Consider the following 18,778-nt stretch of genomic DNA (forward strand, 5'->3'; position numbering starts at 1 on the left):
TATTGTAAAAAAAAGACTATAAATAACCGAAACAAAAGGAGTTGACGGCACTCCATAATATGGATAAATTTTGCTTCTACATCGATCAACTATAGCATCGATGTGAAAAGGGTTATAAACCTGTACAATCCGGATTATTGCCCTGAGAGTTGGTAATTATTAGTGTCTCCCTGCAAAAATTAGCATCCTCTTGGATATACAACAGGGGGCTGAAACCTTATCAACTAGTTAAAGGGGTAGACAATTGCAACAACTAACATTAAACGAGCAAGATGAGTTAAATACTCCTCAAAAAGGATTAAATCTCGGTCCGCTTTTGAGGATTGCCCGACGCCAAGCCATGGTGGTTTCAGGGATTGCAGGTTTAGTGACTGTTGCTGCTACATTTTTGAGTAGCAAATCTCCCTCTATATATTCAGGTAATTTTCAGCTGTTAGTTGAACCAGTCACATCTGCTGCAGCAATATCCACTGAACCAATGACACTTACTCGGGGTCAGGGAACAATACCTGGTGCGGGAAATTTTGAACTGGACTATGCAACTCAGATTAAAATCCTAACTAGTCCTGAAATCTTATCTAAAATCGTCAATAAAATTAAATTTCAGTATCCAGAGTTTACCCTTGGGCTACTTCAGTATTCTTTAACAGTTGAACGTCTCGAAGAAGAAAGTCAAGGTGAAAATACTAAAATCCTATCAATTACTTATAGTGGGACAGATCCCAAACTAGTAGAGTTGGTCTTAAAGACAACAGCTGAAGAATATGAGAAGTATAGTTTAGAAGACCGAAAAACCCGCATTGGTCAAGGGGTTAATTTTATTAATACTCAACTTCCTAAATTACAGGATAGAGTTAATAGTCTCCAAGGTAATTTGCAAAATTTGCAACAGCAGTATCAGCTAATTGAGCCTCAATTTGATGGGGAGCAATTGTCGAATAAAGTTCGTCAAATTGGCGACCAACAAAGAGATACAACCAGGCAGCTACAAGAGCTAATAAACTTAAAAAACAGCTTACAAAGACAATTAAAACTATCGCCAACTGAAGCTTTAGCTTCTTCAGCATTAAGTGAAGATCCTAACTATCAAAAATTACTTGCTGATCTTAAAGAAATAGAAAGTCAAATTGCGATAGAATCCGCTCGCTTTCAGCCAGATAGCCCTAATATTCAAACCCTATTAGAGCAACGGCAAAACCTACAAAATCTTCTCAATCGGGAACTACAACGGATTCTGGGTCAAAACTTAGGAGGTCAACCGATTAACCCCCGAGTGCGAACCCTTCAAAATCCAATTCGTTTACAACTGATTCAACAATTGGTTGATACCACCAACCAAATTGAGGTACTACAGGTTCGTAATCAGGCACTGATACAAACCAAAAACACTGTTGATCGCGAAGTCCAAGAATTCCCGATTTTTGTCCGTAAGTATAATGATCTACAGCGGCAGTTACAAATTGCTACTCAAACTCTCAACCAACTGGAAACTCAGAAAGAGACCTTGCAGGTGGAGAAAGCTCAACGTGAAGTGCCTTGGGAGATAGTTTCTAAACCTCAGCTTTTACGCGATCCGACCGGTAAACCGATCGCAGAATCTAGTCAGAATAAGTTGATATTTCTAGGAGTTATGGGCGGTTTAAGCTTAGGGATGGGTACAGTTATCCTTTATGATAAGTCTCGGAATATATTTTATGAAATAAAGGATATTGAAGAAGGCCATAATTTACCCGTTTTAGGAGAAATACCATTTAGTAAAAATCCTGAACTATTCAATAATTATAGTGTAGATTTTAACAACGATGATGACAAGAAATCTGAGGATTATCGATTTAAAAAAGCATTTGACTCTCTCTACACTAACATGCATTTTCGCTTCTGTAATCCACCCCTGCGCTCCATCGCCATTTGCTCGGCTATGGCTGGGGATGGTAAGTCTAGTGTAGCCTTAAACCTAGCACACATGGCAGCCTCCAAAGGTCAGCGAGTTCTATTAGTAGATGCTAATCTCCATTCACCTCAACTTCACACCAATTTGAATTTACAGAACTTGCCAGGACTGAGGGATTTGCTATCAAACGACCAAGAGGTTGTGATGGAGCGATCGCCTTTCTCAGATAATCTTTTTGTGTTGACTTCTGGGCAATCTTTAGTAGATTCTGCTCAAGATCTGGCGTCTACTCGCATGGAAAAGATTATGGGGCATTTTCAGGAAAAATTTGACTTGGTTATCTATGACACTCCTAATCTACTGAACTATACAGACGCCAATTTCCTGGCTGCCAATACAGATGGAATCTTGATGGTGGTCGGATTAAGAGGAACTAAGAAATCTCAATTCAAGCAAGTCCTCGATCAAATAGACAGGTTTGGCTTAACCTGTCTGGGGGTAGTAGTTAATCGTGTCCAACCATCTTCCCTGACTGTCTCACCCTAGAACATCGGTTGTTGAAGGGTTGTTCGCGTAGCGTGGCCATTGGCGTAGCGTGGCCATTGGCGTAGCGTGGCCATTGGCGTAGCGTGGCCATTGGCGTAGCGTGGCCATTGGCGTAGCGTGGCCATTGGCGTAGCGTGGCCATTGGCGTAGCGTGGCCAAGGTTTTAAGGTTTTAAGGTTTTAAGGTTGAATTTGAAGGTTTTAAGGTTAGCTGGTTGTTCGCGTGCGCGTTCAAACAGCCAACCTTCAACCAGCCAACCTTCAACCAGCTAACCTTCAACCAGCTAACCTTCAACCAGCCAACCTTCAACCAGCTAACCTTCAACCAAAACTAACCTTCAACCAGCTAACCTTCAACCAAAACTAACCTTCAACCAAAACTAACCTTCAACCAAAACTTATTCTGCCGGACAGGATATGACCTATCCCCGATTCGATCGCAATCCGGATTCTGAGTTCACACTTAGTAAGAACAATTAGGAAGATACTGTCACCAAACTTGCTTTAGTCTGAGGAAGCAGCAAAATTGGTACGGACATGGAGTCTAATCAAGTGATGTTAATGAAGGGGTGACATCCCTTGAAACATTTGAAGATTTTTCTCGATCTATTCCATCTCTTAGATAAGGTGTCAATCTACGAAAAATTCCTAGAAACAGACATACCGTTGCCCCGAGTTCACGATGACAATTGCCTATCTAGTTAATCAATATCCTAAGGTAAGTCACAGCTTCATCCGGCGAGAGATTGCAGGTGTTGAGGCTTGCGGTATTCAAGTCAAACGTTTTTCTATCCGTTCCTGCGCCTCTCAACTAGTTGATCCAGCCGATCAACTAGAGCTACAGAAGACTCGATTTGTCTTAGGAGTTGGCATCGTGGGCTTGTGTTTTAGCCTATTACGCACTGCCTTAACCAGACCGATACGTCTTTTGAAGACCTTAGGGCTGACCCTCAAAATCGGCTGGGGTTCAGACCGAGGAGTTTTGAATCATCTAGCCTACTTAGCTGAGGCTTGCGTTCTGCTGGGTTGGTTTTCTGAGTCAGATATTGAAAGGGTTCACGCCCACTTCGGAACAAACTCAACTACAGTAGCGATGTTATGTCATGCTCTCGGTGGACCATCTTACAGCTTCACAGTTCATGGTCCAGAAGAGTTTGATAAATCTCAACTTTTAGCTTTAAGAGAAAAAATCAACCGAGCTGCTTTTGTGGTCGCTGTTAGCTCCTTTGGCAAAAGCCAGCTTTATCGATGGTGCAGCCACAATCAGTGGTCAAAAATCCATGTGATCCACTGTGGTGTGGATCAGATGTTTTTGAGTAAACCCCACACCCCCATACCAGACGTGCCACGCTTAGTTTGCGTTGGTCGCCTCAGTGAACAAAAAGGACATCTACTCTTGATTCAAGCGGCGCATCAGTTAGCGGCTGAGGGCTTGCAGTTCAAGTTGGTACTAGTGGGTGATGGACCGTTGCGATCGGAAATTGAAGGGACTATTGCCCAGTTGGGTTTGCAAGACCACATTGAGATTACTGGCTGGGCTAGTAATACTGAGGTTCAGCAACAAATTTTAGCAGCACGAGCTCTGGTACTGCCCAGCTTTGCGGAAGGATTACCAGTCGTGCTCATGGAAGCTTTAGCCCTGGGTCGTCCCGTGATTACTACTTATGTTGCTGGGATACCGGAGTTGGTCAGTGATGGCAGCTGTGGTTGGCTAGTGCCACCCGGTTCTGTTGAAGCCTTAACCGCAGCAATGGCTGAAGCCTTAAACTCCCCGGTGGAAACCCTGGAGGAAATGGGTAAAGCTGGGGCGGAGCGGGTTGCTAGGCGGCATGATGTCGCAACAGAAGCTAAGAAATTGTCAGCCGTATTTTTGTCTAATCCTGAACTACCTCCAAAGCAAGCTCCCATTGAGGCAGCACCAACTAGTACTAAGCTCTCACGCATTTAAATTGTGAATCAAATTGTGAATCGGGGCAACAGATAACCATTTTCAATAATTTCCTTTATTCCCGTTATTTTTAACAGTTAGCTGATGCGTTTTGTATTTTTGCTTCCAGACTTTTCAACAAGCACCACTTGGCAACTAATATACCGTGTTCTTAGCCGTCCTAAGCTAAAGCCAATTCAGAGTTGGGTTCGGCGTAGGTGGCTTTATAAATCCGAAGTAAACGGCGGAGACCTGAATATCATGCGTCACTGCTTGGCCGCTCGGGAATCTGGGGCTGATGCAGTAATTGCCACCATGACTGGTCGTAACACCTTTGGTAATACTTGGGGGATTCACAATTTACCCTTTATCCGTTGGGCAGATCGTCGTCCGGATGATGTATGCATTATTCCTGATTGGCTCACACTATTGATCAATGATGTCAAAGGACCTGCGATCGCTTATCTCCAGGTTCCAATTTTGGTTAAAGCTGATTTTGAGTATCGAGATAGCCGTGTGGCTCTTTGGACAGACTCTCCCTTCATGAAGGAAGTATGCGAAGCCGCTTATCCTGGCAAAGACATTGAGATCGTTCCGAATGTCGTTGATAACGAGGCATTTCCATTTATTCCTCAAGCAGAAAGAGAAGCAGGTTTGGTCTTCGCCTTTCCCAGAAAAGGCCCTGAGTTCATCACCCAGACTGAGGAATGGTATCAAAAGCTAGGTGGTACATACTGGAGATTTGAGCGTGTAGATGGACTTCCCTTTCAGGAACTAGCAAAGCAGTTTAGACGACCACAAGTTTTCCTGGCATCTGCAGAGGTTGAGGGTTGTGCCCTTCCTCCCCAAGAATCCATGGCAGCAGGAATTGTAGTAGTGGGTAAGACTGCCCGTGGGGCAAATTTCTGCATGGAACACCGTAAGACTGCGATGGCTGCCGAGACTCCTGAGGCTGCAGCACGATCTCTTTTGGAACTAGAGCATGCAGAACTTCGTGACAATATTTCACGCAATGCTCACAACTATATCAGTCGTTATTTCTCATCTCAAGAGCCAGCCCGTTTCTGGCAAAAGACCGTTCGGGAGTATTCATCTGGTGCTCAACAAGTAGTATCTACATTGCGGTAACTTAAAACCTAAAACCTATATTACACAACATACTCAGATATCAGCTGTAGAGCCAATTTTTAAAACTAATCAAATTATCTGATGCCTTTAAGTCTGCAACCCCACCCATCCCGTCTACCTACTCGGAAATCTAACCATGTCCTCATCACTTAAAAAACAACTCCTCCGTGGGGCTATTTGGACAGTAGCTGGTTATGGAACAAGTCAGTTTCTGAGACTGGCAAGTAATCTTGTTCTGACCCGGCTGCTTGCACCAGACTTTTTCGGCTTAATGGCTCTAGCCAACGTTTTCATCATTGGCTTACGGTTATTCTCCGATGTCGGCATTGGTCCAAGCATCATCCAGAATAAACGTGGGGATGACCCAGTTTTTCTGAATACTATCTGGACTATTCAGGTTTTGCGGGGAATTGTGCTGTGGGTGTCTTGTCTGATAATTACTTGGCCAGTTGCCCATTTCTATAATAACCCGCAGCTGTTATGGCTGATGCCAGTAATTGGTGTGATTCCACTGATTGAGGGATTTAACTCCACTGCTGTGTGGAGCCTCAACCGCCACATGGCATTTGGCAAGATCATGATGTTTGAGCTGGTGGTGCAATTGTCCGGCCTGATCGTGATGCTCGTTTGGGCTTTTTTCAATCGGACAATCTGGGCTCTTGCTGCTGGAAATGTGGTGACGGCATTGGCAAAAATGATATTCAGTCATTGGTTAATTCCTGGAATATCAAACCGCTTTACCTGGGAAAAAGAGGCAGCAAACAACATCTTTTCCTTCGGGAAATGGATATTTATTTCAACGGCGCTTACCTTTCTCGCGACCCAAGCCGACCGACTAATTCTAGGCAAATTGTTTTCATTCACACTATTAGGGATTTATGGTGTTGCCTTTAATTTAGCATACCTACCTTCTCAGGTAATCTCGGCAATTAGTTCTAAGGTTCTTTTGCCAACTTTTTCTCAGCTGGCTGATTTGCCTCGGGAAACCTTTCGGATCAAAATTTGGTACAATCGCCAACTTATCCTAGTGGTTGCAGCATTGATGTTGACAGTCAGTACTGCTTTTGGAGATATTGCGATTTTTATCTTATATGATGAGAGGTTTTATGAGGCGGCTTGGATGTTACCAATCTTGACCCTAGGCATCTGGCCTGCATTATTGATTGATACCGTTCAACAAGCTCTGATGGCTCTTGGAAAGCCAAACTATAACGCTTACAGTCAACTGGTCAAGAGTCTTAATGTTTGTATTGGCATACCCCTAGGATTTTATGTGATGCAAAAGTTTGGCAATGGAGCACTCGGAGCAGTAGTCGTGATTGCCTTCAATGACATTCTCCCTTATCTAGTAATAACTTATGGTCTCTGTCGTGAAGGGCTTTCCTTTATTAAGCAAGACCTCTGGGCTACTTCACTACTGTTGACATTACTGATGTGGGTGATTTGGGCTCGATATATGTTGGGGTTTGGATATCCCATCAGTGGACTTTTTTAAAACAGGGAACAGCGGAGCAGGGAGCAGGGAGCAGGGAGCAGGGAGCAGAAAATAAAAATTATCACAATTCCTACAAAAATAACTAGTATTAATTACTAACAAAAAAAATACCAACCATATAAATTGACTAAGAGACTAAAATTGGAGAATAAAATGGATTCAAAATTAAACTATTGCCTAGATCCAGAAAAGTTAACTAACTTTGCGAAGGATAATTGTGAAGCCTACGCCCAGGCTGAGCCATTTCCACACATTATCATGGATAACTTCTTTCCAGAGGATATCCTAGAGAATATTCTGAATGAGTTTCCTAAATCTGATCAAATTGATTGGCAAAAGTTTGAGGCTGCCCCAGAAAAAAAACTGGCCTCAAAATCGGAAATTCAAATGGGAGAATACACCCGATTTTTTTTGTATCAGCTCAATTCATCAACTTTCCTTAACTTTTTAGAAACCTTAACTGGCATTGATGGAATCATCCCTGACCCTCATTTTGTTGGTGGTGGCTTGCATCAGATCGAAAAAGGTGGTTATTTAAAAATCCATGCTGATTTCAATCGCCATACAAAATTGCGCCTTGACCGCCGCTTAAATCTTCTGATCTATCTCAACAAAGATTGGGAAGAAGACTATGGTGGTTATTTTGAAATGTGGGATAAAGAGATGACAAAGTCTCATAAAAAAATTCTCCCGATCTTCAACCGATGTGTCATATTCAGTACTACAGATTTTTCCTATCACGGACATCCTGATCCATTAACTTGTCCAGAAGGACGGACTCGGAAATCTTTGGCACTTTACTACTACAGCAATGGCAGACCAGCTGAAGAGCTTTCTAAGGGTGGCGATCATTCCACATTATTTAAGGCTCGACCAGGAGAAAAATTACAACTTAAAAAATCTCCAGTAACCAAAGTCAAAAAATTTCTGAATAACTTAATTAGTTAGTAAGCGGTCAGTGGTCAGCGGTCAGTGGTCAGCGGTCAGTGGTTAGCCGTCAGCCGTCAGCCGTCAGCGGTCAGCCGTTGGCTTTTGGCACCTCAACTAGCGTGGGCGTAGCCCATAAGCTGATAGCTGATAGCTGATAGCTGATAGCTGATAACTGATAGCTGATAATTACTCAAGCAACTCTGTTCACGTTCATGCCCAAAAAAGCCAATGAGTTTTTTAGTCCCCATCGTCATGTTAGGCTGGATTCCAGTTGTGCTTTATCTCTTCATGAGAATTCCAGCTCAGCGGGCAGTCATTGTGAGTTTTATCGTAGCATGGCTATTCCTACCCGTGGCAGAATATGCTTTGCCTGGTCTACCTGACTATACTAAGATGTCGGCAACTTGCTACGGTATTTTGTTGGCTACGTTTATATACGATGTTGGGCGTTTTAGCTCCTTTAAATTCAGCTGGATTGACTTGCCCATGCTGATTTGGTGCCTATGTCCATTGGCTTCATCTATTACGAATGGCTTGGGGGCTTACGATGGGTTCTCTACTGTTTTGACGCAAACCTTGACCTGGGGAGTACCCTATTTTCTCGGTCGGATATATCTCCATAACTTGAGTGGATTGCGTGACTTGGCAATTGGCATTTTCATGGGCGGGTTGGTATATGTTCCCCTATGTTTGTACGAAATTCGCTTTAGTCCGCAGCTCCATAGGATATTGTACGGCTTCCATGCTCATCCTGACTTTGGCCAAACCATGCGTTACGGGGGATGGAGACCGACAGTATTTATGATTCACGGTTTGCCAGTGGGTATGTGGATGATGGCAGCTAGTTTAGTGGGAATTTGGCTATGGCACACTGGGGTGATCAAACAACTCTGGAATATTCCCATGAAGTGGCTGGTAGCTGCGTTGTTGATCACATTTATATTGTGCAAATCGACTGGTGCCTATTTTTTACTACTCTTAGGAGTTGGCATCTTGTTTTTTGGCAAGCATTTTCGCACTGCTTTGCCAGTCTTTCTCCTAATTGGGCTTATTTGTTCTTACTTATACATTAACTCACAGACTGAAACCTACGTTAGTGATCAGATTATCTCAAATGTATCGAATGTAGTTCCTGAAGAACGTATCCAATCCTTACAGTTTAGATTTGATAATGAAGAGTTACTTGTAGATAAAGCACGGGAACGGATCGTGTTTGGCTGGGGAGGATGGGGAAGAAGTCTGATATTTAATGACAACGGTGAGCAAGTTACAGTTCCAGATAGTTTGTGGATTATTGCCTTTGGTGAAACTGGTACCGTTGGACTAGCCAGCCTGACCACATCCTTACTAATGCCGGTGTTGACTATGTTTTGGTTCCGTTGTCCAGCGGAGTTGTGGCCAAAGCGGCAAGCGGCACCAGTGGCGGTGCTGACCGTGGCTGTAGCGTTGTACATGGTGGAATTTATGCTCAATGCCCATGGTAATCCAGTCTTTGTATTGGCTTGTGGAGGACTATCAGGATTGGTGGTCAAAGAACCTACAACCAATAAGGTGAAAAAAGCCCCTGCATTGGCACCCCAGCGTTCTCGGAATCAAAATCGGAATCAAAATCGGAATCAACGAAGACAAGTTCAACGGAATTAGGGATGATATAGCAGGGAGTAGGGAGTAGGGAGTAGGGAGTAGGGAGTAGGGAATAGGGAATAGGGAGTAGGGAACAGGGAGCAGGGAACAGGGAACAGGGAACAGGGAACAGGGAATATAAAAATTAGTAATTGGTTCCCAAAAATATGTGTATATATGTATAAAAGATAGCTAGTAAAAACCCGATAGTAATTAATTTATACACAAACTATTAATAGTAATACTAAATGAATGAGGATGATTTTTTTTACCTACTCCCTACTCCCTACTCCCTACTCCCTACTCCCTGTTCCCTGTTCCCTGTTCCCTGTTCCCTTTGGTATAACAATTAATTATTTTTTTATAAGGTAAATAAATATCAAAATTTAGTTATGTCTAATGAAGTAAAAAACAATAACGTAAATTCTTTACTTATAGTAATTGTTAACTACAAAACCCCTAGTTTAACTATAGACTGCTTACGCTCTCTAGCGGATGAAATCCCAGGTTTATCGAATACTACGGTGGTAGTGGCAGATAATGCCTCTGGGGATGGATCGGCTGTAGCCATTAAAAATGCGATCGCAAACGAAAACTGGGGTAGTTGGGCATCGGTGATGGCACTAGAGCACAATGGTGGATTTGCCTTTGGCAATAACGCTGTGATCCGCCCAGCCCTGAAGTCTAATCAGCCACCGGATTATGTGTTGTTGCTCAATCCAGACACCATTGTTCGTCCTAGGGCGATCAAAACCCTGGTGGAGTTTATGAGTGACCATCCCCAGGTGGGTATTGCTGGCTCTCGCCTGGAAGAGCCTGACAGTACCCCTCAGTGTTCAGCATTTCGGTTTCATACCGTCCTCAGTGAGCTAGATTCTGGTTTGCGTCTGGGTATCGTATCGAGATTATTATCGAAGTGGGTAGTTTGGCCACCGATTCCTGACCAACCCTGTCTAACGGATTGGGTAGCTGGGGCAAGTATGATTATTCGTCGGGAAGTGTTTGAGCAGGTTGGCCTGATCGATGAAGCTTATTTCATGTATTACGAAGAAATGGACTTTTGCCTGCAAGCCCAGAGAGCTGGCTGGGAATGCTGGTATGTCCCTGAAAGTCGGGTAGTCCACTTAGTTGGACAAAGTTCAGGTGTTACCGACACCAAGCGTCCACCCAAACGCCGACCCCAGTATGTGTTTGATTCTCGACGACGGTATTTCCTTAAAAACTATGGTTGGTTTTACGCTGCTCTAGCCGATCATACCTGGGCTTCTAGTTATTTATTGTGGCAATTGCGCCGAATGGTTCAAGGTAAGCCCGATAATGACCCACCCCACTTACTTAGTGATTTTCTGCGCAATAGTGTGTTTTGTAAAGGTGGTGCTTTTAGTAGTCCGAAGATTTCTTGATTAGTTATAGCAGTTTTTAATTAGGTGAGGTATAGCAATTCTATTTCCCATGAGGTACAAAGCGATGCAGCGCGGTCTTGGGGGTTCCCCCCATGAGCGACTGCATCAAGAAGGGATCCCCCGTTGGTCCCCCTTAAAAAGGGGGACTTTGAGGTTGAGAAGTCTACCTAATAAATGCAATAACCGCTATACAATTTTTTTGGTTTTAGGGAGCAGGGAGCAGGGAGCAGGGAAGAGGGAAGAAAAAACAGATAAAAAATCCTGTGTATTTCATTAGGTTATAAACCGTTATATCAGCTATCATTTATTAGCTTTTAAATGAAAAAAGTAATGATTCGTTTAATAGTAATGAAAGTCACAGGCTAGAAGCCTGTGGCACAAACTAGAAGCCTGTGCCACATGCCACACTCTTTCCCCTGCTCCCTGCTCCCTGCTCCCTGCTCCCTGCTCCCTACTCCCTACTCCCTATTCCCTAAACAACAAACACTAACAACATATTATGGTGATGCCAACAGATTTAACGGCAAATTATACCCAGCCAAAAACCGATAAGTTGGGACTTTGGCAACAAATTAAAGAAGATTGGAAGGCTCATGGTTGTGATTGGACTAAGCCTGGATTTCGGGCTGTGGCGGTGCAGCGGTTTGGAGTCTGGAGAATGAACATCCAACCGAAGTTACTACGGGCTCCCTTTAGTATTCTCTACCGAGCATTATATCGAAAAGTTCGTAATACCTATGGGATTGAATTACCTTACACGGTAAAGCTTGGTCGCCGAGTAATTATTGAGCATCAAAGTGGGATTGTGATTCATGGCGATTGCACTATTGGTGATGATACTATCCTCCGTCAAGGGGTAACTTTGGGAAATCGTTATTTAGACCGCCCTTTGGATGCCCCCATTTTAGGAAAAAGTGTCAATGTTGGTGCTGGTGCTAAGATTTTTGGCAAGGTTACTATCGGTAATGGGGCAAATATTGGTGCTAATGCTGTAGTTTTATCTGATGTACCTGCTGGGGCTACAGTAGTCGGAATTCCTGCTAAAGTTATTAAGGTGCGTTCTTTAGATGGGAACGGCTCTAGTTGAGAAGTAAACAAGGGAATCGGGAATCGGGAATCGGGAATCGGGAAAGAGTTGCGTAGGGTGCGTTAAGGACGGGGGATTCTCGGTAGCCAGTGTTAGGACAATCCGTCCGAAAATTGTAACGGGCAAGATGCCCATTCCACCCACCGGGTCAAACAGTAAAAATGAGATGCACCCGCAATTACTTTGTATAATGGATTTATAGAAAGTGATTGGACAGTCTTCCTAAGACTTATGCGTGACCTAGAACAACTGACCAAAGATATTCAAGAACTACCAGAAGAGGTTCAAAACATTATTGCCGATATCATTGAGGTGTTCAAAAAACAGTATATAACGAAAAAACCGGCATCTCTTCACCCTCTGGAATTAGAGAATCAACCTTTTATTGGTATGTGGCGTGATCGACAAGATACTCAAAATAGTAGCGAATGGGTTAGAATAATTAGACAACAGCATTGGTAGGGATAAATTGCTGCTACCGCTATTGAAAATCAAATTCCTCTACTCAGTAAAAATCAACGATATTATCGTTTTATATCAGAACTAAATTTATTTAAATATCCATAACATTGATGGAAAAATATGGTCGATTACCAAGGGATACAAAATAATTAAATGCCCAAGAAAATCAGAGAACTAAAATCAATGCTAAAAAAAGCGGGTTTCTCTTATCGTTCAGGTAAAGGCAGTCACACAGTTTGGAGTCATCCTTTATTAAACTATAGTCTGACTCTCTCTGGTAAAGATGGAGAAGACGCTAATAAATATCAAGAAAAAGCTGTTAAAAATGTACTCATAGACTTAGATAATTTACAGAAATAAATACAGATGAAAAATCACTATAGTATCTTAATTCAATGGTCAGAGCCAGACCAAACTTACATTGCTAGTTTGCCAGAATTTGGTCCCTATGCTCATACTCATGGTAGCAGCTACGAAGAAGCTCTAAAAAATGCTAAAGACGTGTTAGAGCTTTTGGTAGAAGATTACCAAGCTAGAGGGAAAGAGTTACCTTTATTAAATTATTCAAAAATAACCGTTTAATTAAAGAGTACAAAAACCGACTTTACCACTGCTGATTTTGTCTTGCTTATAGAGCATCAGTCCAATTTAAACTAAATAATGAGTTTATTATGAACAATTACGGGACTGACTGTCCCAATACTGGCTACCGAATTCTAAATTCTAAATTCTAAATTCTAAACTGACTCCACCTACAACTGGATTGTCTCCGAGTCCCCAAATGGGATCATCTACACCATTGCTATTTTCTGGTAGCTGTTGATTGTTTTGCTGTAATTGTTTAAGTTTAACAATTTCATGACGCAAGGCTAATACAACTAATTATTCAAAATTATTGACTAGTCCTGTTTGAATTAGCTCTTCTGTATTTTTTAGCAAATATGTGGGTAAATTTAAAGTGATTTGATTGACGTTTTCCATGGATATTATTGTTTTGATGAGATCAGAGGCTTACTTATGATTGATTGAGCTTACCTATAGTCTAGCTTAGTTAGCACAACTAAACTTGCCCATGATTAAGCTAACATTAGCTTAGCGCAATTCTTCCCCATGGCACAGGCATCAACTGAATCCTAACACTGGTTCCCTTCACACCCAGTAAAGCTAATCATAATTCCTCTATCGTTGATTAACTCTTGCCTCTTGCCTCTTGCCTCTTGCCTTTTGCCTCTTGCCTTTTGCCTTTTGCCTTTTGCCTTTTGCCTCTTCCCTACTCCCTACTCCCTACTCCCTACTCCCTACCTCCACCATCGGCTAACATCATCAACCGCTGCCACCGTTTCTCTTAGGGCTTCAATACCCCCAAACTTGATGATTAAAGGAGCTAATTGAGGAAGAGCTCTAAGAAAATTGCGACGCCTTAGACTAGCTAAACCATCAAGAGTTTGTTGCCAAAAAGGAAAATCAACCGACGAAGGAGTTAATCTCTGAATCAAGCGGTGTAAAGCATCGGCTCGGTCGTATTCAAACTCAAGGGCTCTGGCGGAATCTAAAGCTTGTAGTAACACATCGGGTAAGTGGGGGGCCAAGCCGACTAAGGCTCTGGCTCGGTGAGATTCATACCCAATCCCTCTGGCGGAATCTAAGGCTTGGTGTAACAACACTTCCGATAAGTGGGGGGCTAAGCCGATTAAGGCTCTGGCTCGGTGAGATTCATACCCAATCCCTCTGGCGGAATCTAAGGCTTGGTGTAACAACACTTCCGATAAGTGGGGGGCTAAGCCGATTAAGGCATCGGCTCGGTCGTATTCAGACCCAATCCCTCTGGCGCAATCTAAGGCTTCTTGTAACACTTGGGGTAAGTGCGGTGCTAAGCCGATTAAGGCATCGGCTCGGTCGTATTCAGACCCAATCCGTCTGGCGCAATCTAAGGCTTCTTGTAACACTTGGGGTAACTGGGGGGCTAAGGCGATTAAGGCATCGGCTCGGTCGTATTTATCCCCAATCCCTCTGGCCGCTTCTAAGGCTTGGAGTAACAACGTTTCGGCCAAGTGGGGGGCTAAGCCGATTAAGGCTAATGCTCGCTCGTATTCATCGGAAATCCCTGTGGCGCAATCTAACGCTTTTGGTAACACTTGAGGTAACTGGGGGGCTAAGCTGATTAAGGCTAATGCTCGGTAGTATTCATGCCCAATCCGTCTGGCGGAATCTAAAGCTTCCGGTAACACATCGGGTAAGTGGGAGGCTAAGCCGATTAAGGCTAATGCTCGCTCGTATTCATCCGATATCCGTCTGGCGCAATCTAACGCTTCTGGCAACACTTGGGGTAAGTGGGGGGCTAAGGCGATTAAGGCTTTGGCTCGGTCGTATTTATACCGAATCCGTCTGGCGCAATCTAAGGCTTGGTGTAACAAGACTTGGGGTAAGTGGGGGGCTAAGGCGATTAAGGCTTTGGCTCGGGAGTATTCATACTTAATCCGTCTGGCGCAATCTAACGCTTCCGGTAACACATCGGGTAAGTGGGGGGCTAAGGCTACTAAGGCATGGGCTCGGTGGTATTCATCGGAAATCCCTCTGGCGCAATCTAAAGCTTCCGGTAATAAAGAAGGGGTAAGATACTTACTAATTCCCTCCAAACCCTTTGCTTGACGTTTATAATCTTTAATCTGTCGCACATAAGCTAGTGCCTGGGCTGGCGTCCAAATTTTGTTCTTCAGTAATGCTGCCATTAACTCTGGAGGAATATTTCTAGCCAAGCTGTTGAAGGATGTGGTAATCAGAGCATACCGACACTGTAAACTAATGGATTGCGTAGGATTTTCTATAAACTTAGCTGCTGCTATTGCCCAAGCTCTCGATACATCCTTAACAAAATTAGCAGTTTTTCCCTGTCTGTCACACTGCCAATACCAACCGTTATCTCCTTCTGCAGTTTCTTCTTTCAGGAGTTGATGAATTTCATCTATCTTTTGGGCTTTTTCCAGGTGCCAAGTTAAGTAGTTATAGATGTAACCATCATCGGGCAAGGTATGCCATAATCCCAAATCGGTCTTAGTTTGATAACGTTCTAATAATTGCTGATGGGCTTCGGTGATTGATAATCCTAGCTCTGGTTGCAGCAGATTACGGGCTAAATCATGTAACAGGTCATGGAGGCGATAGCTAGTTTGTGGTGTACTAGAGAACCCTGGTAGTAATAACGCTTTTTGTCTTAAGACTATTAACGTCTTTTTGGCTTGAAATGAAGTACAGTCCCATAAGGTGGTCGCCATGGTTGCACTAATAGTGACATTCTCCGGCAGTACCCCTAACCAAGCAAATTTTTTCAATCTCTCGGGGGATAATCGCTTTAAACTAAGATTAAACGAAGCCACTAGACTATAGTTTTTGCGCTTAGCGTCACTTGGTTCTTCCTCTGCTTCCAATCGATCCAAGGCTTCTAAATCAGCAATTTCAGCTTGTAACTCATCCAGTAACTCCTGCCAAGAGAATCCATCCCTAACTTGGGTAGCAGCTAATTCTAAGGCTAGGGGTAAATAGCCCACAGTTTTGGCTAAGGTTTTAGCATAGTCGAGTTCTTGATTAGTTAAGTGGTTGTTTACAGCAATTTTCGCCCCCCTAGCCCCCCAATTTTGGGGGGAACTTGAGTTAAAGTCCCCCAGAATTGGGGGATTTAGGGGGCTTGCAGCTAAAGGCAGTGAGGTCGATTCAATTGAGTTAAAGTCCCCCAGAATTGGGGGATTTAGGGGGCTTGCAGCTAAAGGCAGTGAGGTCGATTCAATTGAGTTAAAGTCCCCCAGAATTGGGGGATTTAGGGGGCTTGCAGCTAAAGGCAGTGAGGTCGATTCAATTGAGTTAAAGTCCCCCAGAATTGGGGGATTTAGGGGGCTTGCAGCTAAAGGGAGTGAGGTCGATTCATCTGAAAAAAGCTGTAAACAACCGGTTAATAACTCCAAGGATTGATTTAGAGTCATCACGTTTAAATCATAGCGAATCGCACCGTTAACCGGAGCTTCTCTTGTAGTTACTAAAACCCGACAGCCACCCCCTGCTACTCGAAAGGGTTCAACATGGTCAGGATGCCAAACATCATCCACTACTAGCAACGCTTTTTTATCGGATAATAACGTTCTTAATTGTAAAGAAGCGGCCTCAGTATTAATCGGTTTTAAATCATAATCTTTTAATGCCTGTATCCACGTACTTATAAACGATAAAATATCTGGTTGCTGACCTAAGCTTGCCCAAAAAATCCCATCGGTAAAATGGGATTGAACCTCTTTGTCATGGGCTAAGGCCGCAGCTAAAGTGGATTTACCAATTCCTCCTAAGCCATAGATGGCACTAACCACTAAGGTGCCAGCTCTAGCGGTTTCTTGGGATAACAGAATTTGTTTTAGTCGTTGGCTTACTTCCGGGCGTTCGACATAATACCAAGGTAGTGGCGGTGCTTGATTTATTCGAGTTTGGTTAACCTGCCTCCCAGGCGACTGCACTCAAGTATTATTATAATTAATAGTTTGGTCGCCTTTAATAATATTTTGGCTTCCTCCAATATTAGTATTATCTTTATTAATACTCTTCCCTTGGACGAAGTTACCCTGGTTATCTACTTTCTCAATGTTGTAATTGTCACGCTTAGCTTGGTGGGATTCCAAGGCTTTGTTAATGTCTTGAATAATTTCCTCTAAATTAGGCAAATCTTGAGCATTAACAGTAGTCACTAAATGCTCCATGGCTTGGGCAACTTCGGGATTTTGCTTCGCTGCTGTTTCTAGCTGCAATACCACTTCGGCATAATCGAGAGGTTGCTCTGGGACTTTCTCGATCGCAGTTACTGTCTCTGGAGACTGTTTTCTAAGGGATTCCAGAAACAACCGCTTAGGTCTATCCCAGAGAACTTGCCCGACATTTTCCCCGGTTTTTTCTATGGCTTTAATCGCCACCACCTTAGCAATAGCTAAAGCTGCACTTGCTATTACTTCCATACTCGAAACAGATTACTCACAGTCTCCGTTTATTATAGTATTTTTAAATTAGGTTGAGCTATTTTAGAGTTAGTAGTTAGTAGGGTGGGCAGTGCTTACTAATGCGATCGCCAGATGCTGTGATCTATCTTTGGCACTGCCCACCCTACATCACTATTCTCTATTGTGATTAATTCGAGTGGTGGGCAGTGCTTACTAATGCGATCGCCAGATGCTGTGATCTATCTTTGGCACTGCCCACCCTACATCACTATTCTCTATTGTGATTAATTCGAGTGGTGGGCAGTGCCTACTAATGCGATCGCCAGATGCTGTGATCTATCTTTGGCACTGCCCACCCTACATCACTATTCTCTATTGTGATTAATTCGAGTGGTGGGCAGTGCCTACTAATGCGATCGCCAGATGCTGTGATCTATCTTTGGCACTGCCCACCCTACATCACTATTCTCTATTGTGATTAATTCGAGTGGTGGGCAGTGCCTACTAATGCGATCGCCAGATGCTGTGATCTATCTTTGGCACTGCCCACCCTACATCACTATTTATCAATATCCCTCTTCTGTTCCCTTTACCTGCTATATCAAAAAATAATTCAATTAAAAATACTGTAAAAATACACATAATTGAGGCCATAAATAACTAATAATACTATTTGTAAATAAATGTAAAAAAAATATTCAACCTTGCATTTTTTCGAGGATTTATCTATACTATAAAATGTAACGACTGAAACTAATAGCCGCGCTGGCAAAAACTGTTAACCACGACCAGCGCGGCTTTCCTCCCTCCTAAAAAGGAGTTACTTCCATCATGCAAAAAAATATCACAATCATCAATCCTGGCTGGGTACATCTCAGTAACCATTCAGCTTATGCGCTACGCATAACTATCAGGTACACAGAATTGTTTTCCTTCTTCCCTGTTCTCTGCTCCCTGCTCCCTGCTCCCTGCTCCCTGCTCCCTGCTCCCTAAAAACCCAGAACGAAAGTACCTCACCGAATTGCAACCCGCTGTATGGGCGATGGGCACGCTAGCTGACCGCTGACCGCTGACCGCTGACCGCTGACCGCTGACCGCTGACTGCTGAATAATTAAATTTTACGAGAGAAAAAAAACAGGAATATATTTCGACGAATAAAAAAAGAAAAAGGGAAATCCTAGCATACAATAGTGAAAAGATCGTCTACTATAAGAGTAAGATAGAGCTTAACTGCTTCCGGGAAAACCACTGTCAAGTGCCCGGGTAGTTAATAGTTATAGTTACTCATAGAATCAAGGGAACTAGTGTAAGGATAA

General features: G+C 43.2%; 20 protein-coding genes. 15 read left to right on the plus strand and 5 right to left on the minus strand.

Annotated features, from left to right (window positions below; translation table 11 throughout):
• Positions 1–244: 244 nt before the first annotated feature.
• Positions 245–2,437 carry a GumC family protein gene (locus tag BJP34_RS21100; protein WP_070394039.1) on the plus strand — a complete coding sequence of 731 codons (2,193 nt, stop codon included), beginning with the start codon at positions 245–247 and terminating at the stop codon, positions 2,435–2,437.
• Here BJP34_RS21100 and BJP34_RS43950 read toward each other — a convergent pair.
• Positions 2,429–2,596 (minus strand): hypothetical protein, encoded by a 168-nt coding sequence (locus BJP34_RS43950; RefSeq protein WP_158517357.1) that lies wholly within the window; start codon positions 2,594–2,596, stop codon positions 2,429–2,431. The two genes, BJP34_RS21100 and BJP34_RS43950, sit on opposite strands and share 9 nt — an antisense overlap.
• Before the next feature lie 63 nt (positions 2,597–2,659).
• On the opposite strand from BJP34_RS43950, the gene BJP34_RS43955 reads away from it, so the two are divergent.
• The 9 genes from BJP34_RS43955 (at position 2,660) to BJP34_RS21140 (ending at position 12,029) form a co-directional block, all read left to right on the plus strand.
• Positions 2,660–2,803 (plus strand): hypothetical protein, encoded by a 144-nt coding sequence (locus BJP34_RS43955; RefSeq protein ID WP_158517358.1) that lies wholly within the window; start codon positions 2,660–2,662, stop codon positions 2,801–2,803.
• 315 nt (positions 2,804–3,118) lie between these two features.
• Complete coding sequence (locus BJP34_RS21105) at positions 3,119–4,384, plus strand: glycosyltransferase family 4 protein (protein ID WP_070394040.1); 1,266 nt, start codon at positions 3,119–3,121, stop codon at positions 4,382–4,384.
• A gap of 84 nt (positions 4,385–4,468) precedes the next feature.
• Positions 4,469–5,491, plus strand: coding sequence for a glycosyltransferase (locus BJP34_RS21110; protein ID WP_070394041.1), 1,023 nt, complete (start codon positions 4,469–4,471; stop codon positions 5,489–5,491).
• Positions 5,492–5,627: 136 nt separating this feature from the next.
• Positions 5,628–6,986 (plus strand): oligosaccharide flippase family protein, encoded by a 1,359-nt coding sequence (locus BJP34_RS21115; protein ID WP_070394042.1) that lies wholly within the window; start codon positions 5,628–5,630, stop codon positions 6,984–6,986.
• Positions 6,987–7,139: 153 nt separating this feature from the next.
• Positions 7,140–7,934 carry a 2OG-Fe(II) oxygenase gene (locus BJP34_RS21120; RefSeq protein ID WP_070394043.1) on the plus strand — a complete coding sequence of 265 codons (795 nt, stop codon included), beginning with the start codon at positions 7,140–7,142 and terminating at the stop codon, positions 7,932–7,934.
• Positions 7,935–8,144: 210 nt separating this feature from the next.
• Positions 8,145–9,560, plus strand: a complete 1,416-nt coding sequence (locus tag BJP34_RS21125) for a hypothetical protein (protein WP_070394044.1) — start codon at positions 8,145–8,147, stop codon at positions 9,558–9,560.
• 371 nt (positions 9,561–9,931) lie between these two features.
• The gene (locus BJP34_RS21130; protein ID WP_070394045.1) at positions 9,932–10,942 is read left to right on the plus strand and encodes a glycosyltransferase family 2 protein; all 1,011 of its coding nucleotides are present in this window, start codon (positions 9,932–9,934) and stop codon (positions 10,940–10,942) included.
• 399 nt (positions 10,943–11,341) lie between these two features.
• Positions 11,342–11,494, plus strand: coding sequence for a hypothetical protein (locus BJP34_RS43960; RefSeq protein ID WP_158517359.1), 153 nt, complete (start codon positions 11,342–11,344; stop codon positions 11,492–11,494).
• Positions 11,442–12,029 (plus strand): serine O-acetyltransferase, encoded by a 588-nt coding sequence (locus BJP34_RS21140; RefSeq protein ID WP_070394047.1) that lies wholly within the window; start codon positions 11,442–11,444, stop codon positions 12,027–12,029. The genes BJP34_RS43960 and BJP34_RS21140 overlap by 53 nt, the downstream gene beginning before the upstream one ends.
• Here the strand turns inward: BJP34_RS21140 and BJP34_RS43965 are convergent.
• Complete coding sequence (locus BJP34_RS43965; protein ID WP_158517360.1) at positions 12,006–12,155, minus strand: hypothetical protein; 150 nt, start codon at positions 12,153–12,155, stop codon at positions 12,006–12,008. The genes BJP34_RS21140 and BJP34_RS43965 overlap by 24 nt on opposite strands.
• Before the next feature lie 105 nt (positions 12,156–12,260).
• Between BJP34_RS43965 and BJP34_RS21145 the strand changes: the two genes are divergently transcribed.
• The 3 genes from BJP34_RS21145 (at position 12,261) to BJP34_RS21155 (ending at position 13,073) form a co-directional block, all read left to right on the plus strand.
• A complete protein-coding gene (locus BJP34_RS21145) occupies positions 12,261–12,491 on the plus strand; it encodes a hypothetical protein (RefSeq protein ID WP_070394048.1) in 231 nt (76 codons plus the stop codon).
• Positions 12,492–12,644: 153 nt separating this feature from the next.
• Positions 12,645–12,851 (plus strand): type II toxin-antitoxin system HicA family toxin, encoded by a 207-nt coding sequence (locus tag BJP34_RS21150; protein ID WP_070394049.1) that lies wholly within the window; start codon positions 12,645–12,647, stop codon positions 12,849–12,851.
• A 6-nt stretch (positions 12,852–12,857) separates the two neighbouring features.
• Positions 12,858–13,073 carry a type II toxin-antitoxin system HicB family antitoxin gene (locus BJP34_RS21155; protein ID WP_070394050.1) on the plus strand — a complete coding sequence of 72 codons (216 nt, stop codon included), beginning with the start codon at positions 12,858–12,860 and terminating at the stop codon, positions 13,071–13,073.
• A 141-nt stretch (positions 13,074–13,214) separates the two neighbouring features.
• Here the strand turns inward: BJP34_RS21155 and BJP34_RS43970 are convergent, their stop codons facing one another.
• The 3 genes from BJP34_RS43970 to BJP34_RS21165 form a co-directional block, all read right to left on the minus strand.
• Positions 13,215–13,358, minus strand: coding sequence for a hypothetical protein (locus tag BJP34_RS43970; RefSeq protein ID WP_158517361.1), 144 nt, complete (start codon positions 13,356–13,358; stop codon positions 13,215–13,217).
• A gap of 431 nt (positions 13,359–13,789) precedes the next feature.
• The gene (locus BJP34_RS43975; protein ID WP_070394051.1) at positions 13,790–16,987 is read right to left on the minus strand and encodes an NB-ARC domain-containing protein; all 3,198 of its coding nucleotides are present in this window, start codon (positions 16,985–16,987) and stop codon (positions 13,790–13,792) included.
• Positions 16,988–17,479 (minus strand): hypothetical protein, encoded by a 492-nt coding sequence (locus tag BJP34_RS21165; protein ID WP_070394052.1) that lies wholly within the window; start codon positions 17,477–17,479, stop codon positions 16,988–16,990.
• Between the two features lie 456 nt (positions 17,480–17,935).
• Here BJP34_RS21165 and BJP34_RS43980 point away from each other — a divergent pair, with 456 nt between their 5' ends.
• Entirely contained in the window at positions 17,936–18,073 is a 138-nt protein-coding gene (locus BJP34_RS43980) for a hypothetical protein (protein ID WP_158517362.1), read from the plus strand.
• Between the two features lie 219 nt (positions 18,074–18,292).
• On the plus strand, positions 18,293–18,454 hold the full coding sequence (locus BJP34_RS43985; protein ID WP_158517363.1) for a hypothetical protein: 162 nt from the start codon (positions 18,293–18,295) through the stop codon (positions 18,452–18,454).
• Positions 18,455–18,778 lie beyond the last annotated feature (324 nt).

Source organism: Moorena producens PAL-8-15-08-1 (assembly GCF_001767235.1).
GTDB lineage: Bacteria > Cyanobacteriota > Cyanobacteriia > Cyanobacteriales > Coleofasciculaceae > Moorena > Moorena producens_A.

Excerpts from the sequence above, each read along its gene's own strand:
- BJP34_RS21105 (WP_070394040.1), top strand. The coding sequence starts at position 3,119 with ATGACAATTGCCTATCTAGTTAATCAATATCCTAAGGTAAGTCACAGC.
- BJP34_RS21110 (WP_070394041.1), top strand. The coding sequence starts at position 4,469 with ATGCGTTTTGTATTTTTGCTTCCAGACTTTTCAACAAGCACCACTTGG.
- BJP34_RS21115 (WP_070394042.1), top strand. The coding sequence starts at position 5,628 with ATGTCCTCATCACTTAAAAAACAACTCCTCCGTGGGGCTATTTGGACA.
- BJP34_RS21120 (WP_070394043.1), top strand. The coding sequence starts at position 7,140 with ATGGATTCAAAATTAAACTATTGCCTAGATCCAGAAAAGTTAACTAAC.
- BJP34_RS21125 (WP_070394044.1), top strand. The coding sequence starts at position 8,145 with ATGAGTTTTTTAGTCCCCATCGTCATGTTAGGCTGGATTCCAGTTGTG.
- BJP34_RS21130 (WP_070394045.1), top strand. The coding sequence starts at position 9,932 with ATGTCTAATGAAGTAAAAAACAATAACGTAAATTCTTTACTTATAGTA.
- BJP34_RS43960 (WP_158517359.1), top strand. The coding sequence starts at position 11,342 with ATGCCACACTCTTTCCCCTGCTCCCTGCTCCCTGCTCCCTGCTCCCTG.
- BJP34_RS21140 (WP_070394047.1), top strand. The coding sequence starts at position 11,442 with ATGGTGATGCCAACAGATTTAACGGCAAATTATACCCAGCCAAAAACC.
- BJP34_RS21145 (WP_070394048.1), top strand. The coding sequence starts at position 12,261 with ATGCGTGACCTAGAACAACTGACCAAAGATATTCAAGAACTACCAGAA.
- BJP34_RS21150 (WP_070394049.1), top strand. The coding sequence starts at position 12,645 with ATGCCCAAGAAAATCAGAGAACTAAAATCAATGCTAAAAAAAGCGGGT.
- BJP34_RS21155 (WP_070394050.1), top strand. The coding sequence starts at position 12,858 with ATGAAAAATCACTATAGTATCTTAATTCAATGGTCAGAGCCAGACCAA.
- BJP34_RS21165 (WP_070394052.1), bottom strand. The coding sequence starts at position 17,479 with ATGGAAGTAATAGCAAGTGCAGCTTTAGCTATTGCTAAGGTGGTGGCG.
- BJP34_RS43985 (WP_158517363.1), top strand. The coding sequence starts at position 18,293 with ATGCAAAAAAATATCACAATCATCAATCCTGGCTGGGTACATCTCAGT.